This is a genomic window from Streptomyces flaveolus, from assembly GCF_044765825.1.
Classification (GTDB): Bacteria; Actinomycetota; Actinomycetes; order Streptomycetales; family Streptomycetaceae; genus Streptomyces; species Streptomyces flaveolus.
Genome location: NZ_JBIWKU010000007.1, coordinates 64,467 through 89,590, shown reverse-complemented (window position 1 = coordinate 89,590; position 25,124 = coordinate 64,467). Strand labels below are relative to the sequence as shown.

24 protein-coding genes are annotated in these 25,124 nt (G+C 74.6%); 9 read left to right on the top strand and 15 right to left on the bottom strand.

Annotated elements, in window-relative coordinates:
- Window positions 1-245: 245 nt before the first annotated feature.
- The 4 genes from ACIRG6_RS22030 to ACIRG6_RS22015 all read right to left on the bottom strand — a co-directional run bounded on the left by ACIRG6_RS22030 (window position 246) and on the right by ACIRG6_RS22015 (window position 4,067).
- Window positions 246-1,358, bottom strand: a complete 1,113-nt coding sequence (locus ACIRG6_RS22030) for an SDR family oxidoreductase (RefSeq protein WP_364682135.1) — start codon at window positions 1,356-1,358, stop codon at window positions 246-248.
- A gap of 50 nt (window positions 1,359-1,408) precedes the next feature.
- Window positions 1,409-2,542 carry an acyl-CoA dehydrogenase family protein gene (locus tag ACIRG6_RS22025; RefSeq protein WP_364682133.1) on the bottom strand — a complete coding sequence of 378 codons (1,134 nt, stop codon included), beginning with the start codon at window positions 2,540-2,542 and terminating at the stop codon, window positions 1,409-1,411.
- A gap of 72 nt (window positions 2,543-2,614) precedes the next feature.
- Window positions 2,615-3,577: a bifunctional lysylphosphatidylglycerol flippase/synthetase MprF gene (locus ACIRG6_RS22020; protein WP_364819167.1), complete on the bottom strand. Its 963-nt coding sequence runs from the start codon at window positions 3,575-3,577 to the stop codon at window positions 2,615-2,617.
- Window positions 3,561-4,067 carry a hypothetical protein gene (locus ACIRG6_RS22015; RefSeq protein WP_364682129.1) on the bottom strand — a complete coding sequence of 169 codons (507 nt, stop codon included), beginning with the start codon at window positions 4,065-4,067 and terminating at the stop codon, window positions 3,561-3,563. Before ACIRG6_RS22015 ends, ACIRG6_RS22020 begins: the two co-directional genes overlap by 17 nt.
- 150 nt (window positions 4,068-4,217) lie before the next feature.
- Here ACIRG6_RS22015 and pdxR point away from each other — a divergent pair, with 150 nt between their 5' ends.
- From pdxR to ACIRG6_RS22000, 3 genes are all read left to right on the top strand, one after another.
- Window positions 4,218-5,675, top strand: coding sequence for a MocR-like pyridoxine biosynthesis transcription factor PdxR (gene pdxR / locus ACIRG6_RS22010; protein WP_403324163.1), 1,458 nt, complete (start codon window positions 4,218-4,220; stop codon window positions 5,673-5,675).
- A 126-nt stretch (window positions 5,676-5,801) separates the two neighbouring features.
- On the top strand, window positions 5,802-7,388 hold the full coding sequence (locus tag ACIRG6_RS22005) for an alkaline phosphatase D family protein (protein WP_364682125.1): 1,587 nt from the start codon (window positions 5,802-5,804) through the stop codon (window positions 7,386-7,388).
- Window positions 7,389-7,596: 208 nt separating this feature from the next.
- Complete coding sequence (locus ACIRG6_RS22000; RefSeq protein ID WP_364819169.1) at window positions 7,597-8,940, top strand: GNAT family N-acetyltransferase; 1,344 nt, start codon at window positions 7,597-7,599, stop codon at window positions 8,938-8,940.
- A 142-nt stretch (window positions 8,941-9,082) separates the two neighbouring features.
- Here ACIRG6_RS22000 and ACIRG6_RS21995 read toward each other — a convergent pair whose 3' ends face one another.
- Window positions 9,083-10,303, bottom strand: coding sequence for a trans-sulfuration enzyme family protein (locus ACIRG6_RS21995; protein ID WP_351136869.1), 1,221 nt, complete (start codon window positions 10,301-10,303; stop codon window positions 9,083-9,085).
- Window positions 10,304-10,363: 60 nt separating this feature from the next.
- On the opposite strand from ACIRG6_RS21995, the gene ACIRG6_RS21990 reads away from it, so the two are divergent.
- Both ACIRG6_RS21990 and ACIRG6_RS21985 read left to right on the top strand, forming a co-directional pair.
- Window positions 10,364-10,855, top strand: coding sequence for an Lrp/AsnC family transcriptional regulator (locus ACIRG6_RS21990; RefSeq protein WP_318217614.1), 492 nt, complete (start codon window positions 10,364-10,366; stop codon window positions 10,853-10,855).
- A 78-nt stretch (window positions 10,856-10,933) separates the two neighbouring features.
- Window positions 10,934-12,622 carry a DUF885 domain-containing protein gene (locus ACIRG6_RS21985; RefSeq protein ID WP_318217615.1) on the top strand — a complete coding sequence of 563 codons (1,689 nt, stop codon included), beginning with the start codon at window positions 10,934-10,936 and terminating at the stop codon, window positions 12,620-12,622.
- A gap of 7 nt (window positions 12,623-12,629) precedes the next feature.
- On the opposite strand, the gene ACIRG6_RS21980 is transcribed toward ACIRG6_RS21985, so the two are convergent.
- The 3 genes from ACIRG6_RS21980 to ACIRG6_RS21970 form a co-directional block, all read right to left on the bottom strand.
- The gene (locus ACIRG6_RS21980) at window positions 12,630-13,475 is read right to left on the bottom strand and encodes an SDR family oxidoreductase (protein WP_350718308.1); all 846 of its coding nucleotides are present in this window, start codon (window positions 13,473-13,475) and stop codon (window positions 12,630-12,632) included.
- A 62-nt stretch (window positions 13,476-13,537) separates the two neighbouring features.
- Window positions 13,538-14,056 carry an immunity 21 family protein gene (locus ACIRG6_RS21975; protein WP_239770244.1) on the bottom strand — a complete coding sequence of 173 codons (519 nt, stop codon included), beginning with the start codon at window positions 14,054-14,056 and terminating at the stop codon, window positions 13,538-13,540.
- 21 nt (window positions 14,057-14,077) lie between these two features.
- Window positions 14,078-14,557 (bottom strand): rhodanese-like domain-containing protein, encoded by a 480-nt coding sequence (locus tag ACIRG6_RS21970; protein WP_403324157.1) that lies wholly within the window; start codon window positions 14,555-14,557, stop codon window positions 14,078-14,080.
- A gap of 121 nt (window positions 14,558-14,678) precedes the next feature.
- Between ACIRG6_RS21970 and ACIRG6_RS21965 the strand changes: the two genes are divergently transcribed.
- Window positions 14,679-15,125 carry an Lrp/AsnC family transcriptional regulator gene (locus ACIRG6_RS21965; RefSeq protein ID WP_364682118.1) on the top strand — a complete coding sequence of 149 codons (447 nt, stop codon included), beginning with the start codon at window positions 14,679-14,681 and terminating at the stop codon, window positions 15,123-15,125.
- Window positions 15,126-15,132: 7 nt separating this feature from the next.
- Here ACIRG6_RS21965 and ACIRG6_RS21960 read toward each other — a convergent pair whose 3' ends face one another.
- From ACIRG6_RS21960 to ACIRG6_RS21945, 4 genes are all read right to left on the bottom strand, one after another.
- Window positions 15,133-18,126: an AAA family ATPase gene (locus ACIRG6_RS21960; protein WP_403324155.1), complete on the bottom strand. Its 2,994-nt coding sequence runs from the start codon at window positions 18,124-18,126 to the stop codon at window positions 15,133-15,135.
- Window positions 18,123-19,286, bottom strand: a complete 1,164-nt coding sequence (locus tag ACIRG6_RS21955) for an exonuclease SbcCD subunit D (RefSeq protein ID WP_364682114.1) — start codon at window positions 19,284-19,286, stop codon at window positions 18,123-18,125. The genes ACIRG6_RS21960 and ACIRG6_RS21955 overlap by 4 nt, the downstream gene beginning before the upstream one ends.
- 211 nt (window positions 19,287-19,497) lie before the next feature.
- Window positions 19,498-20,124, bottom strand: a complete 627-nt coding sequence (locus tag ACIRG6_RS21950) for a YigZ family protein (protein ID WP_318217620.1) — start codon at window positions 20,122-20,124, stop codon at window positions 19,498-19,500.
- Window positions 20,125-20,177: 53 nt separating this feature from the next.
- On the bottom strand, window positions 20,178-20,894 hold the full coding sequence (locus tag ACIRG6_RS21945; RefSeq protein ID WP_364682111.1) for a hypothetical protein: 717 nt from the start codon (window positions 20,892-20,894) through the stop codon (window positions 20,178-20,180).
- 128 nt (window positions 20,895-21,022) lie between these two features.
- Between ACIRG6_RS21945 and ACIRG6_RS21940 the strand changes: the two genes are divergently transcribed.
- Window positions 21,023-21,430: a CoA-binding protein gene (locus ACIRG6_RS21940; RefSeq protein WP_364682109.1), complete on the top strand. Its 408-nt coding sequence runs from the start codon at window positions 21,023-21,025 to the stop codon at window positions 21,428-21,430.
- A 47-nt stretch (window positions 21,431-21,477) separates the two neighbouring features.
- Here ACIRG6_RS21940 and ACIRG6_RS21935 read toward each other — a convergent pair whose 3' ends face one another.
- Window positions 21,478-21,837: an ArsR/SmtB family transcription factor gene (locus ACIRG6_RS21935; RefSeq protein ID WP_350718323.1), complete on the bottom strand. Its 360-nt coding sequence runs from the start codon at window positions 21,835-21,837 to the stop codon at window positions 21,478-21,480.
- Between the two features lie 71 nt (window positions 21,838-21,908).
- Between ACIRG6_RS21935 and ACIRG6_RS21930 the strand changes: the two genes are divergently transcribed.
- On the top strand, window positions 21,909-22,934 hold the full coding sequence (locus ACIRG6_RS21930) for a cation diffusion facilitator family transporter (RefSeq protein WP_364686038.1): 1,026 nt from the start codon (window positions 21,909-21,911) through the stop codon (window positions 22,932-22,934).
- Between the two features lie 14 nt (window positions 22,935-22,948).
- On the opposite strand, the gene ACIRG6_RS21925 is transcribed toward ACIRG6_RS21930, so the two are convergent.
- Together ACIRG6_RS21925 and ACIRG6_RS21920 are read right to left on the bottom strand one after the other, a co-directional pair.
- Entirely contained in the window at window positions 22,949-23,506 is a 558-nt protein-coding gene (locus tag ACIRG6_RS21925) for a YbaK/EbsC family protein (protein WP_364686035.1), read from the bottom strand.
- Between the two features lie 43 nt (window positions 23,507-23,549).
- Window positions 23,550-24,122, bottom strand: a complete 573-nt coding sequence (locus ACIRG6_RS21920) for a helix-turn-helix domain-containing protein (RefSeq protein ID WP_225634957.1) — start codon at window positions 24,120-24,122, stop codon at window positions 23,550-23,552.
- A gap of 97 nt (window positions 24,123-24,219) precedes the next feature.
- Here ACIRG6_RS21920 and ACIRG6_RS21915 point away from each other — a divergent pair, with 97 nt between their 5' ends.
- The gene (locus ACIRG6_RS21915) at window positions 24,220-25,077 is read left to right on the top strand and encodes a DMT family transporter (RefSeq protein WP_403324151.1); all 858 of its coding nucleotides are present in this window, start codon (window positions 24,220-24,222) and stop codon (window positions 25,075-25,077) included.
- Window positions 25,078-25,124: the final 47 nt, after the last annotated feature.

Here is a 25,124-nt window from a genome sequence, read left to right as displayed (position 1 = left end):
GGCAGACGCGGGGCCGGTGGATACGGAGCACTGCGGCCCGGAGGCCTCGGCGGAGACGCGGCCCGCGGACGCGGAGCACGGCGACCCGGCCACCTCGGCGGACACGGAGCACTGAGGCCCGGCCGCCTCGGCAGACGCGGGGCCGGTGGATGCCGGGCACGGCGGACCTGTCACCTCGGTGGAGACGCGGCCCGCGGGCGCGGGGCGTGGCGGGACGGCGGACTCGGTGGGTGGGGGTGACACCGTCATGACGCCACCTCCGTCGGGGCGGCCCGGTGCCGGCTGAGCAGGCCGGCTCTGTCCGCGGCCCAGCTCTCCGCGTTGCGGGCGAGCGCGGCACGGATGTCGGTGCGGGTCGGGCGGGGGCCGCAGCCCGGCTCGCCGAGGGAGCTGTCGAACGGCAGCTCCCGCTGGAACACCAGCAGCAGTTCCGCGTAGTGCTCCAGGCGCCGGCGGACGGTGGCGGGCAGCGCGGTGCCCTCCAGCATGGGCAGGAGCAGCCGGTGCACCGCCTCGACGGGGATGAGCCGGGGCCGCTGCGGCCGGGGCAGGCCGTGGCGTACGGCGACGTCCGCGCAGATGTCGGCGAACTCCCGCAGCTCGATGGCCTCCTTCCCCGCCGTGAGCCAGTACTCGCCGTCGGCCGTGCGGCCCCGGATCAGGTCGCCGACGGCCCGCGCGACGTAGTCCTGGGGCACCATGTCGATCCGGGCGTCCGGGGCTCCGGGCAGTACGGGCACCTGGCCCAGCACCATCGACCCGATCGTCTTGGTCAGGCCCTGCTGTCCGGCGATCCGCCCGGTGACGGAGTCGCCCATGACGACCGAGGGCCGCACGATGGCGCCGGGCACGCCCGCGTCGCGGGTCAGCCGCTCGGCCCGGGCCTTGGAGTCGAGGTAGGCGGCGGCACCGGGGAAGCGCCGGTGGTCCTCCTCGGTGGGGGCGTTGGCCACGAACGCGGTGCTCACCAGGTACAGCGGGGCGTCGGCCCGGGCGGCCAGGTCGAGCATGGTGTCCGCGCCGCGCAGGTTGGTGCGCGCGATGTCCTCGGGCGGAGTGCGCCAGTTGGTCTCGGCGGCGGAGTGCAGCACCACGTCCACCTGGAGGGCCAGCTCGTGCCAGGCCAGCGGGCTCAGACCGAGCCGGGGAGCGACGAGGTCGCCCTGGAGTTCCCGCACCCGCGGATCGCGCAGCGGTGTGTTGCGGCGCAGGCAGAGCAGGTCGAAGTCGGGCGCCAGCTCGTCGATCAGGGCCCGTCCGAGCACTCCGGAACCGCCGGTGAGCAGCAGGGTGGGACGGTCGGGCGGTCCGCTGCGGCCGGCGGGCAGGACGGCGGGACGCGGGTCGTCTGACGGCATGGATGGGGTCTCCCAACGGGTCTCGGCCACCGGTGGTCGGTGGGAGGAGGTCAGGCGATGGCGAGGGGCCGGTCGGCCAGGTACGCGGAGAACGGGCCGGTCATCCGGGAGCGCGCCGGCGGGTGCAGGGACAGTCCGTTGGCGCAGGCGGCGAGGTGGCCCACCTCGTCGGAGGTCATGAAGTTGAGCCCGCCGAGCAGTTCGACCGCGCGCGGGACGATCCGGGCGATGGCGTCCTGGACTCCGTAGCGCACGCACAGTGCCTGCGCGAGCGCCGACTCGCCGAGGTCACCGGCGTCGACGCGGCGCGCGACGCCCTCGGCGGTGGCCATGGCGGCCTCGGTCTCGACGAAGAGGCGTACGCGCTCGTGCTCGGGGATGCGGTCGTTCAGCAGCACCCGTTCCACCAGCGCGCTCGCGGCCCCGAGGTAGCTGCCCGTCATCAGCACCTGGAACCAGATCAGGCCGGCCGTCTGCAGCTCGTCGAGCCGTTCGCCCGAGGTCGTCGCGGTGCGCAGCAGGAGTTCCGGCGGGACGAGGACGTCGCAGAGCGTGACCTGTTCGCTCTCGGCGCCGGCCAGGAAGGCGCTGGACCAGAAGCCGCTGACGCTCAGGCCCTCGCTGTCGGCGGGCACGAGGGCGACGGCGAGTTCGTCGCCCTGGCCGTCCTCGCGGGGGATCAGGACGCTCGCGGTGAGGACGTCCATGGAGTGGGCGAGGCTGCACGGCCGTTTGACGCCGTTGACGCGGATGCCTTCCCCGGTCACCGTGGCGGTCATCGACGGGTCGAGGATGCCGGCGCCGCTGCGGCCCTCGGCGAATCCGGAGGCGATGAGGCGGTTGGTCGAGGCGACGCCCTCGATCAGCATCCACTCCAGGCCGTCGCCGAGCGCGCCGAGTCCGACCAGGGTGGCCATGGAGAAGTGGTGCATGGTGGTGGCCACGGCCAGGGAGGGTGAGCGGCTGCCGATGGCCCGCTGCACCCGCAGCGCGTCCAGCGCGGTGGCGCCGCGCCCCCGGTGCGACTCCGGGACCAGGAGTCCCGGGCCCCCGCTGTCACGGAAGTGCCGGATGCCCGGGCTGCCCGGCCGTTCCAGCTCCATCAGCGGGGTCTCGCGCAGTGCGGGGTCCAGGTCGGGCAGCAGCTTGGCGAGGGTGGTGCGTTCACGTTCGAGGAATCTCATGGTGGTGCGGTCCTCCAGGGTGGGACGGGTGCGGGACGCGCGCGGCGCGTGCGGGGCCGTGGTGGCGGTGGTTCACACGGCGTTCGTGGCGCGCAGCAGCTGCCAGACGGCGCCGGTGCGGGGCCTGCCGCGGAAGGCGATGTACTCCGGGAGGACCACGTGCGGGGCCCACTTCTGCTTGTACTCGAGCTGGGAGGCCGCGGGGTAGATCGCGTCGCCGTGCTCGGCCAGCAGCCGGGCGAACCGGGTGAACGTCCGGCTGGCTCCGGGGAGTTCGTGCTGTGGGTCGAGTCCGGTGAAGGGGGTGAAACCGAAGTGCAGCCAGCCGGCGCCGTCGGCGGTCAGCCGTTCCACGACGGTGGCGTTGAGCGCCTCCATCACGCCGGGCGGCGCGTCGGGGCGGCGCCGGCTGAGGTCGTGCAGCCAGCCGGGGCGGCTGCCGTAGACCGGCGAGTAGTTGATGTACCCGACCACCTCGCCGTCGACCCGGCCGGCGAACAGGCGGCGGTGCTTCTGCAGACCGCCGTCGCGCTGGCCGACGAGGAACCGCAGCTCCTTGACGTGCCTGCCCTTCTCCCGCAGCCAGCGCCGGTCGAGGCGGTCCAGTTCGGCACAGTCGTCGCCGTCCCGTACCTCGGTGACCTCCAGGCCGGCCCGCCGGGCGCGCGAGATCTTGTTCCGCAGCCGGACGAACCGGGAGCCGCGCAGGGTGAACCGGGTCAGGTCGACGGCGTACGACGCTCCGATCTGGTTGACCGTGAAGCCGCGCGCCGCGTACAGCTCGGCGTCCGCCCGTTGCAGCTGTACGGCGACCAGGCGGCGTCCGGCGTGGGCGGCGAAGGCGTCCAGGAGGCGCTCACGGTGTTCGGGCGCCGTGAAGGGTCCGCCGAATTGCAGGACGTAGCGGCCGGAGGTGCGATAGGCGCAGGTGCCCTCGAACCGTTCGTCGTGGAAGTACTCGTTCCCGCTGTTGAGGGCGAGAAAGGAACTGGGGTTGTCGCTGTGCGCGGCGAGGGTGTCAAGCACGGACGGCATCGGTGTCCTCCACGGAAGTCCGCGGTGTGCCGTTCCCATCGGAAATGGACGCCGACCGATACCGCTGCTCGAACGCCCGGAAGGCCGGCGTGGTTTCCGGTTCGAAGGCGACGCCGAAGGGTTTGAGACTGTTCCCGAACAGCGCCCGGTCGCCCATGAGATGGATCGGAAGGGCGAGCAGTGCCCATTCCGGCCGGACGAACAGCGCCCACGCCCCGGCCAGGACACCTGCCGTGACCAGGCTGTGCATCGTGTTGTAGGCCACGTAACAGCCTCGCGGAACGCGTCCGTCCGGGCTGCGTCGGAAGGCGATCGCGCCGGGCAGGTACCCGACGACGTCGATCACCGCGAACAGCAGCGCGAACACGCCCCAGCGGATTTCCGTCCGGTGCTGGAATGCGAGCACGAGCGATACGGCGAGAATTCCCAGCCATTCGAGTCGGGTGAGAGCGAAGGTGGTCTTCGTCTCGAAACGGTTCTTGGCGTCCACGGGCGCTCCTGGATTGCGCGTACGATTCCGGGACCCGGCATCGGCCTGCCCCCTCGCTGTGGTCTGTCACCCCGGTTTACGCACCGGCGGGTCCAACCCCTCGTAAAGTGGGGGCGATTGGGGAGACGCGATGTTCGGGGGGCTGCTTTCATGACGCCGTCGACCGGTCCGGACGGCCGGCCGGGTTCCGCCGACCGCAGCGCCGCCTGGGAGCTGCTGCTGCCCGCCGCCTCGGCACCGGCCCGCGCGCGGGGCCGCGCCCTCCAGGCGGCGCTGCGGGACGCGGTCCGTTCGGGCCGGCTCGCCCAGGGCACCCGCCTTCCGTCGAGCCGGGACCTCGCGGCCGACCTCGGGGTGTCGCGGGGGCTGGTGACGGAGGCGTACGAGCAACTGACCGCCGAGGGCTATCTGCGCAGCGGGCGGGGTGCGGGGACCTGGGTGGGCGACGCCGTGCGGGCCGCCCGCCCCCGCGCCCGTGATCTCGCCCCGCGCTCCCCCGGCGCCCGCGTCGACTTCGTGCCGGGGACGCCGGACCTGTCGCTCTTCCCCCGCTCGGCGTGGGCGGCCGCGCAGCGGAGCGTGCTGACGGAGCTGCCCCACGAGGGCCTCGGCTATCCGGACCCGCGCGGTCTCCCGCGGCTGCGGACCGCGCTGGCCGAACTGCTCATGCGGCGCCGGGGCGTGGTGGCGGATCCCGAGCGGATCGTGGTGGTCTCCGGGGTGGCGCAGGCGTCGGCACTGCTCGGCGGCGTCCTCCACGCGCGCGGGTCGCGTACGGTCGGCGTGGAGGATCCCGGCAGCCCGCAGCACTCCGCCCTGTACGCGTCGGCGGGCGTGCGCACCGTGCCGCTGCCCCTGGACGAGGAGGGGCTCGCCGTCGGCCCGCTGCGCGCCTCGGGCGTCCGCGCGGTCGTGACGACACCGGCCCACCAGTTCCCCACCGGCATCGCCTACTCGGCACGGCGGCGCGCCGAACTGCTGGACTGGGCGCGGTCCGTGGGCGGGCTCGTCCTCGAGGACGACTACGACGGCGACTTCCGCTACGACCGCGCCCCCGTGGGGGCGCTCCAGGGGCTCGACGCGGAGCACGTCGCCTACACGGGCTCGGTGAGCAAGTCCCTCGCCCCGGGGCTGCGGCTGGGCTGGCTGCTGGTGCCCGCGTCGCTCATGGACGAGGTGGTCGAGCGCAAGCGGACCACGGACCTCGGGCATCCGGCCCTCGACCAGGCGGTGTTCGCCCGGTTCCTGGAGCGCGGCGACTACGACCGTCAGCTGCGCCTGTGCCAGCGCGCCTACCGTGAGCGGCGCGACGCGCTGGTGGCCGCGCTGGAGGAGTACTTCCCCGGCGCACGGGTCTCCGGGATCGCCGCAGGACTCCATGCCATCGCCGCGCTGCCCGGCCGGCACGGTCCCGAGGAACGCTTCCTCGCGGGCGTGGCCGAGGCCGGTGTCGCGGTGCGGCCCCTGGCGGCGTACGGGCACGCGGACGGCGGTGGCGGGGCGGGGCCGGGGGTGCGGCTGGTGCTGGGCTACGCGCATCTGCCGCCGGCCCGGATCCGCGAGGGGGTGCGGCTGATGGCCGGGGCGGTGCCGCCCGGCGACCGGTGAGGCCGCCCGTCACCTCCACCGTGGCCCGGGCGGCCGGTTGTTCACCCGGGGTTTGCGTGCGCGCCGTGCCGTCCCAGTAGGTCTTGCTGCGCACACCGGCCGGATCCCGTCCCTGGAGGCGCATCCATGTCCCACCGTCCGTTCCCCGGTCGCCGCAGCGTGCTGCGCGGCTCCCTCGCCGCGTCGGCGGCCCTGACCCTGCCCACCGCCCTCGGGGCGGCACCGGCGTTCGCCCGCTCCGGCCGGCCGGCCGCGGGCTGGGGCGTGCAGACGGGCGATGTGACGGCGCACTCCGGTCTGGTGTGGGTGCGCTCCGACCGGCCGGCCCGGATGGTCGTCGAGACGTCAGCGACCGAGTCGTTCCGCAACCCGCACCGGTGGCACGGACCGCTGCTCGGCCGGGACACGGACTTCACCGGCACCACCCGGCTGCGCGGACTGCCGCCGGGCGAGCAGATCCACTACCGCGTGCTGCTCGCCGACCCGGACGACCCGCGCCGCACCGGCGAACCGGTCACCGGCACGTTCCGCACGGTGCCGGTCCGCCGCCGCGACGGTGTCCGCTTCGTATGGTCCGGCGATCTGGCGGGCCAGGGCTGGGGCATCAACCCGGACCTCGGCGGCTACCGGATCTACGACGCGATGGGCGCCCTGGACCCGGACTTCTTCCTGTGCAGCGGCGACAACATCTACGCCGACGGTCCCATCCCGTCGACGGCCGCCCTGCCCGGCGGCGGCACCTGGCGGAACGTCACCACCGAGGAGAAGTCCAAGGTCGCCGAGACCCTCGCCGAGTTCCGCGGCAACTTCCGCTACAACCTCCTCGACGAGAACCTGCGGCGCTTCAACGCGCAGGTCCCGTCCGTCGTCCAGTGGGACGACCACGAGGTGCGCAACAACTGGTACCCGGGACAGGTGATCGCCGACACCGACAGCCGCTACACCGAGAAGAGCGTGGACGTGCTGGCCGCCCGGGCCCGGCGCGCGTTCGCCGAGTACTTCCCGGTATCCACCCTGCGGCCCGGCGCGCGCGAGGGGCGTGTGCACCGGGTGCTGCGCCAGGGCCCGCTGCTGGACGTGTTCGTGCTGGACATGCGCACGTACCGCAACGCCAACTCGCCCGACGACCAGGCCGTGGACCCGCAGGGCATCCTGGGCCGCGAACAGCTGGAGTGGCTCGAGCGGGAGCTGTCGCGCTCGCGTGCGGTGTGGAAGGTGATCGCCGCCGACATGCCGATCGGCCTGGTCGTGCCCGACGCCACCGAGGGGAAGGCGAACATCGAGGCGGTGGCGCAGGGCGACCCCGGCGCGCCGCTGGGCCGCGAACTGCAGATCGCCGAGCTGCTGCGCTTCGTCAAGCACCGGCGGATCACCGGCACGGTGTGGCTGACGGCCGACGTGCACCACACCTCGGCCCAGCACTACCAGCCCGCGCGGGCCGCGTTCACCGACTTCGAGCCGTTCTGGGAGTTCGTGTCCGGGCCGCTCAACGCGGGGGCGTTCCCGGCCAGCGCCCTCGACGGCACCTTCGGCCCGGAGCGGGTGTTCGTGAAGGCGCCGACCGCCTCGAACGTCTCGCCCGCCGGCGGCTACCAGTTCTTCGGCGAGGTCGACATCGACGGCGACAGCGCCGAGATGACGGTGCGGCTGCGCGAGCAGGACGGCACGGTGCTGTTCACCAAGGTGCTCCGGCCGGGGCTGGTCGGCCAGTAGCTCACGTAACCTGTCCGATGTGCCGCGCACCGGCGTCATCCCCCGGTGCGCGGCCCGGTGTTGGGCCCGCGGGGCGCCGTCCTGCGGGAATCCGCGGCACCCCGCCCGCCGAGACCCGAATGTCCCGGAAGCGCTCTTTACCCATCGGTCACAGGGCGTTCGTGATCAGGCAACACGGTTCCTTCACAGTGGTCGCATGAGTCGAGACATGTCTGACGTGGCCGGTGCCCTGGCGCTGGCGATCGAGCACGACCTCGGAACACCGGGCCTCATGGTCCTGGCCTCGATGGCCGCCCTGCTCGCCACGGCGGGCTTCCACACCTGGTGGGCACGGCGTCACGGGCACGCCCCGCCGGCGGAGGATACCGGCGCCCGGCCGCCGTCCGCCGGGCTGCGGGCCGGGCCGTCCGACCAGGTCACGGCGGAGTCCGGGCCGGACCAGGTGGCGGCGGCCGGCTCCGGGGACAGCGCGCTGTGGCGGATGCGGACGACGGTGCGGGACGCGCCGGGATCGCTGGCCGTCCTGTGCGCGGCCCTCGCCGACCGGCGGGTGGACATCCTGAGTCTCCAGACGCATCCGCTGGCCGACGGCACGGTGGACGAGTTCCTGCTCCGCGCCCCGGGCGGGCTGAGCGGGTCCGAGCTGGCCGGGGTGGTGTCGGCGGCGGGGGGTGCCGACACCTGGACCGAGCGGGCCGACGCCCACGACCTGGTCGACGCGCCGACCCGGGTCCTGGGGCTGGCCGCCCGTACGGCCCTGGACGCCGCGGAACTGCCCTTGGCACTGCGTCAGTTGCTGGGCCGGTGCACGATCCGGTCGCTGCCCGCCGGAGCACGCAGGGACGCCGGGGTCCCGGCGGAAGGCGCCCTCGAGGGCACCGTGCTGCGACTGCGCGCCCCGGAGGGCGGGGTGATCAGCGTGGAGCGGCCGTATCTGCCGTTCACCCCCGCCGAGTTCGCCCGGGCGCGGGCGCTGGTCGAACTGGACGCCCGGCTCGGTCCGCGCCTTCCGCGCGGCCGGGACGTGCTGACGCTGCCCGAGGGCCACGACATCACGGTCCGCCGCGCCGACACCCGTGACCTGCGGGCGGCGAAGGCGATGCACCAGCGGTGCTCGGACCGGACCCTCGGGATGCGCTACCACGGCCCGGTCGGGGACACCGACCGCTATCTGAACCACCTGCTCAGCCCGCGCTACGGCCGGACCCTCGCGGTGCAGACCGCTTCGGGCCGGATCGTCGGCCTCGGTCATCTGCTGTGGGACGGGGACGAGACGGAGGTCGCCCTGCTCGTCGAGGACTCCTGGCAGCGCCGGGGCATCGGCGGCGAACTGCTCGGACGGCTCGTGGCGATGGCGGCGGAGACGGGCTGCGCGAGCGTATACGCCGTCACGCAGGCGTCGAACACCGGCATGGTCGCCGCGATGCGCGGCCTGGGCCTCCCCCTCGATTACCAGATCGAGGAGGGGACCCTGGTCATCACCGCCCGCCTCGACGCGGCGGCCCGTGCGGCGGCGCGACTGCCGCACGGGGAGCGGATCGGCAGGGACTAGGGCCTGTCGTTCGGATCATGCCGACCCGAGCGGGGCGTGGCACGCACCACGCCCCGCTCGGGTCGGCCGACGGGCGCTGCCTCTCTCGGCCGACCTGATCCGAACGACAGGCCCGAGCCGACCGGACCGCGAGGGGGTGCCGTCACTCGGCCCGTGACAGCGCCTCCCGCAGCGGGATCGCTGCTACCCGCTCCCCGAGCGCCGCGTCCAGGTCGGCCCACAGGTCCTCGACGTCCTCCAGGCCGACCGACAGCCGCAGCAGCCGGTCGCTCACGCCGGCGCCGCGGCGGTCGTCGGCGTCCACGATGCGGTGGCTGATGGACGCCGGGTGCTGGATGAGCGTGTCGACACTGCCGAGGCTCACGGCCGGGGTGATCAGGCGGACGCGGGCGATGACGTCGTGCGGGTCGCCGTGCACCTCGAAGGAGACCATCGCGCCGCCGATGCGCGGGTAGTGGACGCGGGCCACGCGCGGATCGTCGGCGAGGCGCGCGACGAGTTCCGCGGCGTTCGCGGAGGCGGCGCGCACGCGCACCGGCAGCGTGGACAGTCCGCGCAGCAGCAGATAGCCGGCCAGCGGGTGCAGGACGCCGCCGGTGGCGAAGCGGACCTGCCGCAGCCGCCCCGCGAACTCCTCGTCGCAGGCCACCACGCCGGCCAGCACGTCCCCGTGCCCACCGAGGTACTTGGTGGCACTGTGCAGCACCAGGCGGGCGCCGTGCTCGGCGGGCCGCTGGAGCACGGGCGTGGCGAAGGTGTTGTCCACGAGCAGCGGCACGGACCCGCAGGCGTGGGCGACGGCCCGCAGATCCACCTCGGCCAGCGTCGGGTTGGCCGGGGACTCCACGATCACCAGGCCGGTGTCCGGGCGCAGCGCGTCCGCGATGCCGGCCGGGTCGGTCCAGGTGACCTCCGAGCCGAGCAGCCCGGCGGTCAGCAGATGGTCGCTGCACCCGTACAGGGGCCGCACGGCGACGACGTGCCGCAGCCCCATCGAGGCGCGCACCAGCAGCACGGCGCTCAGGGCGGCCATGCCGCTGGCGAAGGCGACCGCGGCCTCGGTGCCCTCCAGCCGGGCCAGCGCGGTCTCGAAGCGGGCGACGGTCGGGTTGCCGAGGCGGCCGTAGACCGGCGGGCCGTCCGGGTCGGCGCCGGTGGCGGCGAAGGCGTCGATGCGGGCGGCCTCGCCGCGGCTGTCGTACGACGGGTAGGTCGTGGACAGGTCGATGGGCGGGGCGTGCAGTCCCTGGCGGGCGAGGTCGTCGCGGCCGGCGTGCACGGCCTCGGTGGCCAGTGCCCTGCTCCTGGGTGCGGGGGTGCGTACGTCGTCGGATGGTGACGTGGGCATGCGCGCAGAGTCCATGGGCGGAAGAGTGAACAGTGAACGGGCTGCCGGGGTCGAATCCCGTGTTACGTTCGGCGCATGGCCGAATCCGTCGTACTGGATCCGGTGGATCTCCAGCTGCTGCGGCTGCTGCAGAACGACGCCCGGACCACCTACCGCGATCTCGCCGCCCAGGTCGGGGTCGCGCCGTCGACCTGCCTCGACCGCGTGGCCCGGCTGCGGCGGGCCGGGGTGATTCTCGGCCACCGGCTGGAGCTGGACCCGGCGAAGCTGGGGCGGGGGCTCCAGGCGTTGCTGTCGGTGCAGGTGCGCCCGCACCGGCGGGAGCTGGTCGGCCCGTTCGTGGAGCGGATCCGGGCGCTGCCCGAGTCGCGCACCGTCTTCCATCTGACCGGCCCTGACGACTACCTCGTGCATGTCGCGGTCGCGGACATGGCGGACCTGCAGCGGCTGGTCCTGGACGAGTTCACGTCCCGCAAGGAGGTGGCCCGCGTCGAGACCCGGCTGATCTTCCAGCAGTGGGAGTGCGGCCCCCTGCTGCCGCCCGCCTCCCCCGGGGCCACGCCCTGAGCGAAATCCGGCCGCCCGCGGTACCGGGCCGGGCGAAGCGGGCTGACGCGGCACCGGTATCCGTATGAGGATGTCCGCATGTCAGAGACCAAGAGCCCGCTTCCCCGCGAGGTCGCCGACGCCTACGTCGACGAGCTCATCGCCCTCGACCCGGTCACCGGTACGTATCTCGGTGTGGCCGAGAGTTCCAGCCGTCTGCCCGACTTCTCCCCGGCGGGTCAGGAGGCCCTCGCGGAACTGGCGCGGGCCACCCTCGCCCGGCTGGACGAGGCGGAGCGCCGGCCCGGCGGCGACAGCGACGTGGAGCGGCGCTGCGCCCGGCTGCTGCGGGAGCGCCTGACCGCGGAACTCGCGGTGCACGAGGCCGAGGAGGGCCTGCGCTCGGTCGGCAACATGGGGACGGCCGCGCACTCGGTGCGTGAGGTGTTCACGGTGACGCCGACCGGGACGGACGAGGACTGGGCGCGGATCGCCGAGCGGCTGCGCGCGGTGCCGGCCGCGCTGGCGGGCTACCGCGAGTCCCTCACCCTGGGCCTCGAGCGCAAGCTGTACGCGGCTCCGCGCCCGACCGCGACCTTCGTCGAGCAGCTCGGCGAGTGGGCGGACACGGGTGAGGGGCGCGGCTGGTTCGAGGACTTCGCCGCCGCCGGCCCGGAGGCGCTGCGCACCGAGCTGGACGAGGCGGCGCGGGGTGCGACCGCGGCCGTGGTGGAGCTGCGGGACTGGATGCGCGACGTGTACGCGCCGGCGATCGAGGGCGCCCCGAACACGGTGGGCCGCGAGCGCTACGCCCGCTGGTCGCGCTACTACAACGGCACCGACCTCGACCTGGACGAGGCGTACGCGTACGGCTGGGCCGAGTACCACCGGCTGCTCGCCGAGATGAAGCGGGAGGCGGAGAAGATCCTGCCGGGCGCCGGGACGCCCTGGGTGGCGCTGGCGCACCTGGACGAGCACGGCAAGCACATCGAGGGCGTGGACGAGGTCCGCGACTGGCTCCAGGGCCTGATGGACCAGGCGATCGAGGCGCTGGACGGCACCCACTTCGAACTCGCCGAGCGGGTACGGAAGGTGGAGTCGCGCATCGCCCCGCCCGGCAGCGCCGCGGCCCCGTACTACACGCCCCCGTCGGAGGACTTCTCGCGCCCCGGGCGGACCTGGCTGCCGACGATGGGCCTGACCCGCTTCCCGGTCTACGACCTGGTCTCCACCTGGTACCACGAGGGCGTCCCGGGCCACCACCTGCAGCTCGCCCAGTGGGCGCACGTCGCCGAGAACCTCTCCCGCTACCAGGCCTCGGTCGGCATGGTCAGCGCCAACGCCGAGGGCTGGGCGCTGTACGCGGAGCGGCTGATGGACGAGCTCGGCTTCCTGACGGACGCGGAGCAGCGGCTCGGCTATCTGGACGCGCAGATGATGCGGGCCGCCCGGGTCATCGTGGACATCGGCATGCACCTGGAGCTGGAGATCCCGGCGGACTCCCCGTTCCACCCGGGTGAGCGGTGGACGCCGGAGCTGGCGCAGGAGTTCTTCGGCGCGCACAGCAGCCGCCCGGCGGACTTCGTGGAGAGCGAGCTGACCCGGTACCTGACGATCCCGGGCCAGGCGATCGGCTACAAGCTCGGTGAGCGGGCGTGGCTGCTGGGCCGGGAGAACGCCCGCAAGCGGCACGGCGACGCCTTCGACGCGAAGGCGTGGCACATGGCGGCGCTCTCCCAGGGCTCGCTGGGCCTGGACGACCTGGTGGACGAGCTGTCGCGGCTCTGAGAGCCGGTCAGCGCCGGAAGCCGCCTTCGGAGTCCACGACCTGGCCGGTGACCCACTCCGCCTCGTCCGTGGCGAGCCACGCGATGAGGCGGGCGGGGTCGTCGGGCATGCCCCACCGCCCGGCGGGGAAGAGCGCGGCGACGGCCTCGTGGTCGTCGCCCGTGAGGTAACCGGTGTCCACGGGGCCGGGGTTGACCGCGTTCACGGTGATCGCCTGCTCGGCGAGGGTCGTCGCCAGGGAGCGGGTGATGGAGGCGAGCGCGCCCTTCTGCAGCGCGTAGGCGATCTCGCCGGGCATGCCGCCGGCGATGTCCTGTCCGGAGGTCATCATCACGACGCGTCCGCCCGGGGTGCGGGGCGGCAGCGCGGCACGCAGCCGGGCGTAGGCCTGGACGAGCAGCAGCACCGAGCGGGTGTCGACGGCCCAGTGGGCGTCGAGCATCGCGGCGTCGATCGTGCCGAGGGTGCCGTCGGAGCCGCTGAGGGCGTGGTTGGCGACCAGGATGTCCAGCCGTCCGCCGAGGGCGTCGGCGGCCCTGGCGAGGAGTTCGCCGGGTACGGCGGGGTCGGCCAGATCGCCGGGCCCGGCCTGCACGGTGGCGTCCGGGTCGCCGAGTGCCGCGCGCACCGAGGCGACCACATGGTCGATCCGGTCGGCGCCCCAGGGCATGGCGGCGTCGTGCGGGACGTGGTGGTGCAGGTAGACGCTCGCGCCGTACGCGGCGAGCCGCCGGGCCACGGCGTGGCCGATGCCGGCGCGCCTGCTGGCGCCGGTGACGAGGGCGGTCCGGCCGCGCAGGGGCAGGGGGTCGCGGCGCAGGTCTTCGGGTGCGGGGTGCTCAAGTCGGGGCATGGGCACCCATGATGCGTGGCCCGCCACCGGTGACGCACGCCGATATCGCGGCGGGCGGCGGCCTACCGGTCGGTGAGCCGCCGCAGTTGGACGACGTTCAGCCATGTCTCGGGGCCGGGCCGGACGTCGGCCGCGCGCACCGCGTACCGGCCGGGTTCCAGGGCCACCCGGACGTGGTCGGCCCGCTCGCAGGCGGTGCCGGGCCAGGCCGCGTCGAAGAGGAACACCGGACCGGGCACCTGCCAGGTCACCTCGGGCTCCCAGTCGGCCGTGTCGAGCGCGCCGGGCACGCCGGCCAGCACCTCGTCCTCGGAGTCGGCCGCGCACCAGCGGACGAAGGCGCCGTGGCCCGGCAGGTAGGCGGTGGAGGCGGGTTCGTCGCCGAGGACCAGGGCCGCCGAGTCGCCGACCGGGAGGAGGCCGACCTGGCCGTCGACCTCGCAGGCCCGGTCGTAGTCGGAGGCCGTCTCCTCGCCGTCGGCGCCGGTCCAGAACGGCAGGACCGTCTCCGGCACCGCTATGAGCGGACCGCCGCCCGACTCCACCCACTCCACCGCGCCCGGCTCCGCGTATCGCACCATGCGGCAGAACCTACACGCCCGTCAGCAGCCGCAGTCGTCCGCGTCCACCGGGGCGGTCAGCGGATCGGCGGGGCGGTTCTCGGCGCCCTGCCAGGTCTCGTACGCGAAGCCCTCGCGCACCCAGTACTCGAAGCCGCCGAGCATCTCCTTGACCTGGTAGCCGAGTTCGGCGAGGGCGAGCGCGGCGCGGGTGGCGCCGTTGCAGCCCGGGCCCCAGCAGTAGGTGACGACCGGCACGGACCTGTCGAGGAGGTGTCCGGCCTGTTCGGGAATGAGCGCGGTCGGCAGGTGGACCGCGCCGGGGACGTGGCCCTGGTCCCAGGACTCGGTGGAGCGGGAGTCCACGACGACGAACCCCGGGTCGCCGCCGGCCGCCAGCGCGGCGGCGACGTCGGAGACGTCGGCGTGGAAGGCGAGGCTCGCCCGGAAGTACGCGGCGGCTTCGGCGGGGGCCGCGGGCGCGACGCGCAGCACGGGGTTGGCGGTGGTGGTGGCAGTCATGGTCCGGCCTTTCTCGGTGGATCTCCTGGCCAGAAATCTACGGGCGGCGCGCGCCTCTCAGAAGGGACGATCCCCGGCCTTCCTCTTGATCTGCCGGGGATTCCCCTGCTATTCATCCGGGATGACCACGTATTCCCCGGACGCCACCGACTGGCTCATCCTGGACGTCCTCCAGCGGGACGGGCGGACCGGTTTCGCCGAGCTGGCCCGGACCGTCTCCATGTCGGCGAGCGCGGTGACCGAGCGGGTGCGCCGCATGGAGGAGGCCGGGATCATCCAGGGGTACGCGGCCGTCGTGGACCCGGACCGGCTGGGGATGCCGGTCCTGGCGTTCGTGCGGCTGCGGTACCCGACCGGAAACTACAAGCCCTTCCACGACCTGGTGGCCGTGACGCCCGAGATCCTGGAGGCGCATCACGTCACGGGCGACGACTGCTTCGTGATCAAGGTCGCGGCCCGTTCGATGCGGCACCTGGAGGAGGTGGCGGGCCGGATCGGCGCGCTGGGGTCGGTGACCACGAGCGTCGTGTACTCCTCACCGCTGCCCCGCCGTCCCCTGGGACGCTGAGACCGGCTCAGCCCACGCCCCGCTGCCGCAGCACGGAGCCCGACCTGCCCTTGACGACCTCCAGTTGGGCGTGGACACGGCGCCGCAGGTCGGCGACGTGGCTGACGATGCCGACGCTGCGGTCCCGCTCGCGCAGCGAGTCCAGGACGTCGAGGACCTCGTCGAGGGTCTGGTCGTCGAGGCTGCCGAACCCCTCGTCGATGAAGAGGGTGTCCAGGCGGACCCCGCCCGCCTCGTCCGTGACGACGTCGGCGAGACCCAGTGCCAGGGCGAGGGAGGCGAAGAACGTCTCGCCGCCGGACAGGGTCGACGTGTCCCGCTCCCGGCCGGTCCAGGCGTCGACGACGTGCAGTCCGAGGCCGCTGCGTCCACGACCGGTGCGGTCGTCGGAGTGGACGAGGGTGTAGCGGCCCGAGGACATCCGCTGCAGCCGTGCGGTCGCCGCGGCGGCGACCTGTTCGAGTCGGGCCGCCAGCACGTACGACTCCAGGCGCATCCGTCGTTCGTTGTCCGCCGAGGTGCCCGCGGCGAGGGACGCGAGGCGGGCGACGCGGTCGTACTCCTCGCGCAGGGGGGCGAGCCGGCGCACCGAGGTGGTGGCGTGCGCGGACAGCCGGCCGAGTTCGGCGCAGCGCCGGGCGGCGGCGTCGCGCGCGGAGGCGGCGTCCCGCAGCCGCCGGCCCGCGTCGGCCGCGTCGCGTTCCGCGGCGGCGAGGTCGGCCGGCGGCTGCCGGGCGGCGTCGGCGGTGTCGGCCTCGGCGAGGACCGCGCGGACGGCGGCCTCCTCGGTACCCCAGGCGTCCAGCCGTCGCTGGAGGTCGCGGTGGGCGGCGTCGTCGAGGAGTGCGTCGGCCGCCTCCCGCGGTGTGTCGAACCCGGCCCGGAAGGCGGCGTCGGCGAGGCGGGCGTCGGCGTCCTTGAGCCGCTGGGCGGTGTCCTCGGCGACACGTGCGGCGTCGGCGGCCTCGGTGAGCAGGGCGGCCCGCCGCTCCAGTTGGGCGGCCCGCGCGGCGACGCTGTCGGCCGTGCCGCGCGCCTGGGCCAACTCCGCCTCCAGAGCGGCGTGTTCGCGCTGCAGCCGTTCCCGGTGGGCCACGCGGGAGGCGGCCCGGACGGCGGCCTCCTGCTGGGCCGCGATGCGCTGTTCCCGCTCCCGCTCCGCCCGGCGCAGCTCCTCCTGCGCGGCGTGCAGTCCGGAGGCGAGGGCCCGCGCCCGCGCGTACCGGCGCTCCAGGGCCTCGGCTTCTTCGGCCAGTTGCCCGGTGGGGGTGTCCCCGGCCTCCGCCGTGGCGGCGGCGAGCGCCTCCCGTACGGAGCCGAGGCGCCGTTCGGCCTCCGCGCGCCGCTCCTCCGCCTCCTGGTGGCCGGCGAGGGCCCGTTCCTCGGCCTCCCGGTCGACGTGCCCGGCGATCCGGCGTGCGGGGGCGGGGTGTTCGGTGGCGCCGCACACCGCGCAGGGCGCGCCGTCGGTGAGGTGTGCGGCGAGTTCGGCGGCGATGCCGTTCAGCCGCTGTTCCTTGAGGTCGAGCCAGTGGGCGCGGGCCTCGACGGCGTCCTGCGCCGAGGCCAGCGCCTGCCGCTCCGCCGTGTCCGCCGCGACGGCGAGCCGGTCCCGCTCCCGGGCCGCGTCCAGCCGCCGCTGCGCCGGGTCGCGTTGCACGGCGAGCTGTTCTGCCTGGGTCGCGGCCTCCTGCGCGGAGTCGACGCGGGCCTGGAGACCGGCGCGGTGGGCCTCCCAGTCGGCCAGCCAGGCCTCCGCCTCGTGCAGGACGTCCTCGTCGGCCCGTTCCTGCCGGTCGAGGCCCGCGCGTTCCGCGGCGAGTTCGGCGAGTCGCCCTTCCGCCCGCCGGGCCGACTCCAGCGAGCCCAGTTCCTCGGCCGTCCGGCGCGCCGCGGCGGCCAGTCCGGCGGCACCGGCGTCGGTGAGGGCCTCGGGCAGCAGGGCGCGTGCCCGTGCCTCCGCGTCGGCCGCCCGCCGGTGTTCGGCGTCGGCGGCGTCCCGCAGCTCCAGGGCGGGGGCGACCGCCCCGGCCTTGCGGGCCCGCTCCATGCGCCGCTGCGCGGCGCGGTGGGTGTCGGCCCGTTCTTCCAGCCGCGCGGCCCGCTGCCGCGCCTCGGTGTACCGGCGTTGCAGCCGGTCCCGTTCGCGTGTGCCGGCGAGGTCGCGCTCGGCGGCGGCCTGGGCGGCCTCGGCGGCGGTGAGCCGGCAGTCCGCCACGGTCAGCAGTTCCTGGGCGGTGCTGCGGGCGACGGCGGCCGCGCTCAGCACGGCCTCGGCGAGGCCCGGGTCGCCCGGTGCCAGCTCCGGCAGGACCATGGCGTCGCCGGCGGCCTGCTGCATCCGGTGGGCGTCCGCGAGCAGCGCGGCGTCCCCTTCCCGCACCTGGGCCTCGGTCGTGCGGCGCCGCTCGGCGAGGCGCTTCTCGACCTCGGCGAAGCGGCGGGTGTCGAAGAGCCGGCCGAGCAGCTTGCCGCGGGCCTCGGCGTCGGCGCGCAGGAAGCGGGCGAAGTCGCCCTGGGGCAGCAGCACGACCTGGCAGAACTGTTCGCGGCTCATGCCGAGCAGCTGGGTGACCTCCTCGCCGATCTCCTGGTGGGAGCGGCTGAGGTCCTTCCAGGCCCCGGCCGTCGCGTCGTACTCGCGCAGCCAGGTCTGGGCCTTGTCCACGGTGGTGCCCTTGCCGCGCAGCTTGGGGCGTTCCCACGGCGGCTGCCGGGTGATCTCCAGCCGCCGTCCGGCGACGGTGAGTTCGAGGCGCACCTCGGTGCGGGTGCCGACGGCGGCGTGGTCGCTGCGCAGGGTCATGCCCTGACCGGTCTGCCGGGCGCCGGGGACGGAGCCGTACAGCGCGTAGCAGACGGCGTCGAGGACGGACGTCTTGCCGGCACCCGTCGGTCCGTGCAGCAGGAACAGTCCGGCCGCCGACAGGTCGTCGAAGTCGACGCTCTGCGATCCGCCGAAGGGCCCGAAGGCCGTGATGTCGAGCCGGTGCAGCCTCACCGGGCCACCTCCCGCACGGTCTCGTCCGCGCGCACCGCGTCGAAGGCGTCCCGCAGCACGGTCTGCTCGCGGCCGTCGGGTCCCACGCCGCGCACGTGCGCCACGAAGTCCTCCGCGATCTGCTGGTCGCTGCGGCCCGCGAGGCGCCGGGCGTAGGACACCGCCGGGTCGTCCGGGGCCCGGTCGGGTTCGAAGACGAGGCTGAGGGTGTGCGGGAAGCGCTCGGTGAGCCGGGCCATGGGGTCGGCCGGCCGCACGGGATCGGTGAGGGTCGCCTCGACCCACGCGTCCTCGTGCCGGGTCAGCTCCGGGTCGGCGAGCAGCTCCTCCAGGGTGCCCCGCAGCCGGGCCAGCGGGCGCGGGACCGGGCAGTCGACGCGCTCGGCGGTGACCGAGCCGCCGGCGTCGAGGTCGACGAGCCACATGCTCTTGCGGTGGGCGGCCTCCGAGAAGGAGTACGGCAGCGGGGAGCCCGAGTAGCGGACGCGCTCGGTGAGGGTCTGGCAGCCGTGCAGGTGGCCCAGCGCCACGTAGTCCACGCCGTCGAAGACGCCGGAGGGCACGGCGGCGACTCCGCCGACGGTGATGTCCCGCTCGCTGTCGCTCGGCTCGCCGCCGGTGACGAAGGCGTGCGCGAGGACGACGGAGCGGGTGCCCGGCGCGCGGCCGGCGAGGTCGGCGCGGACCCGGTCCATGGCAGCCGCGAGCACGCTCTCGTGCCCGGCCTTCTCCACCGCGAACTCGGTCTTCACCAGGGCGGGTTCCAGATAGGGCAGCCCGTAGAAGGCCACGTCCCCGTGGCGGTCGGCCAGCACGACCGGGGTGCCGCAGCCCGCCGGGTCGGTGCGCAGGTGGATGCCGGCGCGGTCGATGAGGCCGGCGCCGACGCCGAGACGGCGGGCCGAGTCGTGGTTGCCGGAGATCATCACCGTCGGCACCCCCAGGCGAGCGAGACGGTGCAGGGCGTCGTCGAACAGCTCGACCGCGGCGAGCGGCGGCACCGCCCGGTCGTACACGTCCCCCGAGACGACCACGGCGTCGACGTGGTGCTCGCGCACCGTTTCGACGAGGTGGCCGATGAACGCGGACTGGGCGCCGAGCATGTTCACCCGGTGGAACGCCCGGCCGAGATGCCAGTCGGACGTGTGCAGCAATCTCACGAGTCAGCTCCGCCCCGCACGCCCACTCCCACCGCACCCTCACAGCCGGCACGACCGACCACCCGAGCGTGGTCGGCCCGGACCACGCTAGTACGTCCGCGCACCTCTCCTCCCACGCATGTCCGCCCACCCTGCGCATCGGCGCCCGGATTGCCCGAGAACAGGAGCTTTCGCGTACCGGGCGGGTCCGGCGGAGTGTGGGGTGTCCGACTCAGGCGTCCCCGTACGCCTCTCCCCCGAGCTCGAACCCGGCCGTTCCCGCCGTCGCGTCCGCCAGCCAGCCCCGGAAGGCGCCGACGTCGGCGTCCGGCAGGCCGATCTCGATGGTGACGGCCTCGGCGTACCGCACGTCGCGCACCTCCCGCCCGGTCGCGCGCAGCTCGTTCTGGAGCTTGCCGGCCCGCTGGTGGTCGACGGTCACCGTGGCCAGGCGGAACCTGCGGCGGGTGAGCGTGCCGAGGTCGTCCAGGGCCTCGCCGACCGCTCCCCCGTAGGCGCGGATGAGGCCGCCCGCGCCGAGCTTGACGCCGCCGAAGTAGCGGGTGACGACGGCGACGACGTACCGCATGTCGCGGCGCAGCAGCATCTGGAGCATCGGGACGCCCGCGGTGCCGCCGGGCTCCCCGTCGTCACTGGCCTTCTGCACGGCGGCGTCGGCACCGATGACGTACGCCCAGCAGTTGTGGTTGGCGTCGGCGTGCTGCTTGCGCACGGACGCGATGAACGCCTGGGCCTCCTCCTCGGTGGCCGCCGGGGCGAGGGCGCACAGGAAGCGCGAGCGGTTGATCTCGGTCTCGTGCACGCCCGCGCGGGGCACCGTGCGGTACTCGTCCTGCATCCGGCCAGCCTAGTCCGTGGCCGGGAACGTGCCGGGCGCCGCCCGGCACACGGTCAGGCCGGGGACCCCACGTCGCGGGTGAGGGCGAGACCGAGAAGCCGGTCCGCGTAGGCGAAGGTCTCGAAGCGGGCACCGTCCGCGACACCCGGGTCGGTCTCCACCCGGCGCAGCACCCGGAGGAGAGCGGGGGTGTCGAGGTCGTCCTCCCAGGCGGCCCGGAGCCGGTCGCGCACCTCGTCGGGAACGGGGCGGGAGGGCTGCCGTGCCCAGGCGGCGACCGCGCGGCGCAGGCGGGTGAGGGTGGCGCCGGCGTCGCCCAGCGCGGTCGCGTCGAGCCGCACGCGCGTGCTCCGGTGCCGTTCCAGCAGGGCCAGGCGCAGGGCGTAGGGGTCGGCGCCGGCCACGGGGTCCGGCCGCGCCGGGTCGACGGGGGCGACGGCGACCGTCACGCCGTCGGGAGCCGCGGCACCCTCCCCCACCACATGGAGGGCCTGGGAGGCACCCGGGCCGCCCGGGCCCTCCTCGAAGGGATGGATGCCGAGGGCGGCGGCGTCCGCCCGCAGCCCGTCCCGCTCCCCCGCGCCGCCCAGCAGCGCCCACACGGGCGTGCCGCCGACTTCCAGGGCACGGACGAGGACGTCGGCGACGAGCAGCACGCGCAGGCCGGTGGTGTCCCGGTCCGGCACGTGCGCCTCGACACGGGTGAAGCCCCGCCGGACGGGGGCGGCGGGGACCGGTTCGCCGGTCCGGGCGTCGATGATGCGCAGCACGGGGTGAGCGTAGGCGGGCCGCGTCTCCGGCGCACCGTGGGCGCGCGCCGGAGGTGGCGGGGAATCACCGCCCGCCGTCCTCGGTTGTCGCCGACGACCGTCCGTTCAGGAGTCCGAGGAGGCCGCCGGTGTACGGCGACGAGGCAACCGTCCGCAAGATCCTCACCGAGCTGGGTGACACCTGGGCCGTGGTGGGCCTGTCGTCGAACCGGCAGCGCGCCGCGTACGGCGTCGCCGAGGTGCTCCGGCGCTTCGGCAAGCGGGTGGTGCCAGTGCATCCCAAGGCGGAGACGGTGCACGGCGAGCGGGGGTACGCCTCCCTCGAGGACATCCCGTTCGACGTGGACGTGGTCGACGTGTTCGTCAACAGCGACCTCGCCGGGGCCGTGGCCGGCGAGGCGGTCGCCAAGGGGGCGAAGGCGGTCTGGTTCCAGCTCGGCGTCGTCGACGAGGCCGCGTACGAGCGGACCCGGGCGGCGGGCCTGGAGATGGTGATGGACCGCTGCCCGGCGATCGAGATCCCGCGGCTCGGCTAGGGCCTGTCCTGCGGATCAGGTCGCAGGGACGTCAGGGCACCTTGTCCTCAGTCGTGGGGCGGCCGGCCCCCGAGCCTGTGGTCGGCCACGTTCAGCGCCTCGCCGACCAGGCGGCGCAGATGTCCGTCCCGGAGCGAGTAGACGACGCGGCGGCCGTCCTTGCGGGTGCTCACCAGACCGGCCAGCCGCAGCCGGGCCAGGTGCTGGCTGACCGCGGGCCGGGCCGCACCGCACACCTCGGTGAGCGTGCCGACATCGGCCTCGCCGTCGGACAGGGCGTGCAGCAGGGTGAGGCGGGTGCGGTCGCCGAGCAGGGCGAGAAGGTCGGCGGCGAGCGCGAACCGCTCCTCGCCCGGGGGGTGCGGATGCGCATCGTGCGCAGGTGAGAGGTGCATGCGTGCGCTCATACGCACATAATGGCGCCGTGGGCCGGCACACGTCCACCCGGCCGCACCGGACCCACCGGAAGGGGAACCTCATGAGCGACCCGCACCGGCACCACCGCCACCCTGCCGAAGCCTCCCGACGTCACCGGCTCGCGCACCTCCTCGCCCCGCACTCCCACGAGAGTGCCGACAGGATCGACCCCGCCCTGGAGTCCTCGGCCCGCGGCCTGCGCGCGCTGTGGGTGTCGTTGGCGGTGCTCGGCGCGACCGCACTGGCGCAGGCGGTCGTGGTGGCCGTCTCCGGATCGGTGGCCCTGCTCGGGGACACGGTGCACAACACGGCGGACGCCCTGACCGCCGTCCCCCTGGGCATCGCCTTCGTCCTGGGCCGGCGTGCGGCCACCCGCCGCTTCACGTACGGCTACGGGCGGGCGGAGGACCTGGCGGGCGTCGTGATCGTACTGACGATCGCCGCGTCCGCCGTCTTCGCGGCGTGGACGGCGGTCGACCGGCTGCTCGACCCGCGCCCGGTCGCACACGTCCCGGCGGTGGCCGTGGCCGCCCTGGTCGGTTTCGCCGGCAACGAGTGGGTGGCCCGCTACCGGATCCGCGTCGGCCGGGCGATCGGCTCCGCGGCGCTGGTGGCCGACGGGCTGCACGCCCGCACGGACGGGTTCACGTCCCTGGCCGTACTGCTGGGCGCCGGGGGCTCGGCGCTGGGGTGGCGGCTCGCCGACCCGGTCGTGGGGCTGGCGATCACGGCCGCGATCGTGCTCGTCCTGCGGAACGCGGCCCGCGAGGTGTTCCGGCGGCTGATGGACGCCGTCGATCCGGCGCTGGTGGACCGGGCCGAGCGGGCACTGACCGAGGTCCCCGGCGTGCGCGCGGTGGGTGAGCTGCGGCTGCGCTGGATCGGGCACCGGCTGCGCGCCGAGGTGGCGGTGGTCGTGGACGGCGATGCGACGGTCCGCGAGGCCCATCGCATCGCCGTCGAGGCCGAGCACGCCCTGCTGCACGCCGTGCCGAGGCTCACCGCCGCCCTGGTCCACGCGGACCCGGCGCCGGCCCCGGGCGAGAGGGACCCCCATCTGGCGCTGGCCCACCACGCCACCGCGTGACCGGGCCGAGGACGTCAGGCGACGCCCAGCCCCTCCAGCACCACGGCCCCGGGCAGCTCCGCGAGGGCCTTGCCCGGGACCAGCAGCTTGCCGCGCCGGCGTCCGCTGCCGACGAGGACGTAGGGCAGGTCGACGACGGCCGAGTCCACCAGCACCGGCCAGTCGGCGGGCAGGCCGACCGGGGTGATCCCTCCGTACTCCATGCCGGTCTCGCCGGTCGCCGTGTCCATCGAGGCGAACGACGCCTTGCGGGCGCCGAGATGACGGCGCACGACTCCGTTGACGTCGACCCGGGTCGTGGAGAGCACCACGCACGCGGCGAGCGTGCTCCCGCCGCCCCGCTTGCCGGCGACCACCACGCAGTTCGCGGACCGCTCCAGCAGTTCGCGGCCGTAGTGCTCGACGAAGACCGCCGTGTCGGCCCACTGCGGGTCGGTGTCGACGTAGACGATCTGCTCGGCGGGGACGCTGCCGCGCCAGTGGCGCACGGCGTCGGCGACCGGGGCGGTCAGCTCGTCGAGGCGGTCCGGAGCGGGAGTGGCGCTGTCGAAGCGTCCGATGGGTGCGCGCATGGCCGCACGCTAACAACTCCGGGCCGCCCCGAGGCCGGTCGTCTCAGCGGACGGGCGGCACCGACACCGCCATGATCATCTCCATCGGTTCCCCGCCCTCGTTGGCGTACGTGTGCGGGGTGGCGGCCTCGAAGGAGGCGCTCGCGCCCGTCGGCACGCGGTGGGCCACGCCGTCGACGGTGAGCGTCAGTTCCCCGGACGTGACGTGGACGAGTTCGACCGTACCGGCGGGGTGCGGGTCGGAGGGGCTGCTCTCGCCCGGCATCAGCCGCCAGTCCCACATCTCCAGGGGGCCGGGGGCCTCGGCGCCGGCGAGCAGCCGGTTGTAGCTGCCCGCGTCGGTGTGCCAGAGCCGTACGGCCTGCTCGGCGGGGACGATGCGGACCGCCGGGCCCTGTTCGTAGTCGAGCAGGGTGGTGATGCTGACGCCGAGCGCGTCACCGATCTTGACGACCGTGCCGAGGCTGGGATTGGTGCGCGCCTGCTCGATCTGGATGAGCATGCCGCGGCTGACACCGGCCCGCGCGGCCAGCGCGTCCAGCGTGAAGCCGCGCTCGGTGCGCCAGCGTTTGACGTTGCGCGCCAGGGACTGGGTCAGCAGGTCGAGGTCCGACACATTCCGTCCATTATTTTGGATGACGTGGTGCAGTTGATTGAACTACGGTGGACTGCACCTGATCGTTCACTGAACTGTACTGCGAGGCGACCGGATCATGACAGCGCTCTTCGCCCTGGCCACCAGTCTCCTGTGGGGCCTGGCCGACTTCGGCGGCGGCACGCTGACCCGGCGCACGCCCGCGCTCACGGTGGTCGTCGTGTCGCAGTCGATCGCCGTCGCCGTGCTCGGCACGGTCGTGGCCCTCACCGGCGCCTGGAGCGAGGCCTCACCGCACCTGTGGTTCGCCGTCGCCGCCGGACTGGTCGGACCGGTGGCGATGCTCGCCTTCTACAAGGCCCTGGCGCTCGGCCCGATGGGCGTCGTCTCGCCGCTCGGCTCGATCGGCGTGGCCGTCCCGGTCACCGTCGGCCTGGTCCTGGGCGAACGCCCGGGGCTGCCGCAGTTCGCCGGCATCCTGATCGCCCTCGCCGGAGTCGTCCTCGCCGGCGGGCCCCAGCTGCGGGGCGCCCCGGTGCAGCGCCGGGCGGTCCTCCTCACGCTGGTCGCGGCCTTCGGTTTCGGCACGGTGATGGCCCTGATCGCCGAGGCGTCGACCACGCTCACCGGTCTCTTCCTCGCCCTGTTCGTGCAGCGCGTCACCAATGTCGCCGCGGGCGGCCTCGCGCTGTGGGCGTCCGTCCGGCGCGGCGCCCCCGCGCTGCCGTCGGACGGCTTCGCCTGGGGTGCGCTGCCGGCGCTGGCCTTCGTCGGGCTCGCCGACGTCGCGGCGAACGGCACCTACTCGATCGCCGCCCAGCACGGCCCCGTCACGGTGGCCGCGGTGCTCGCCTCGCTCTACCCGGTGGTGACGGCGCTGGCGGCACGCGGCTTCCTGAGCGAACGGCTGCGCGGCGTCCAGGCGGCGGGCGCGGGCCTCGCCCTGGTGGGCACGCTGCTGCTGGCGGCGGGCTGAGACGGACGGGGCGTCACCCGAGGGCCGGGCTCAGCGGCGTCGAGCGG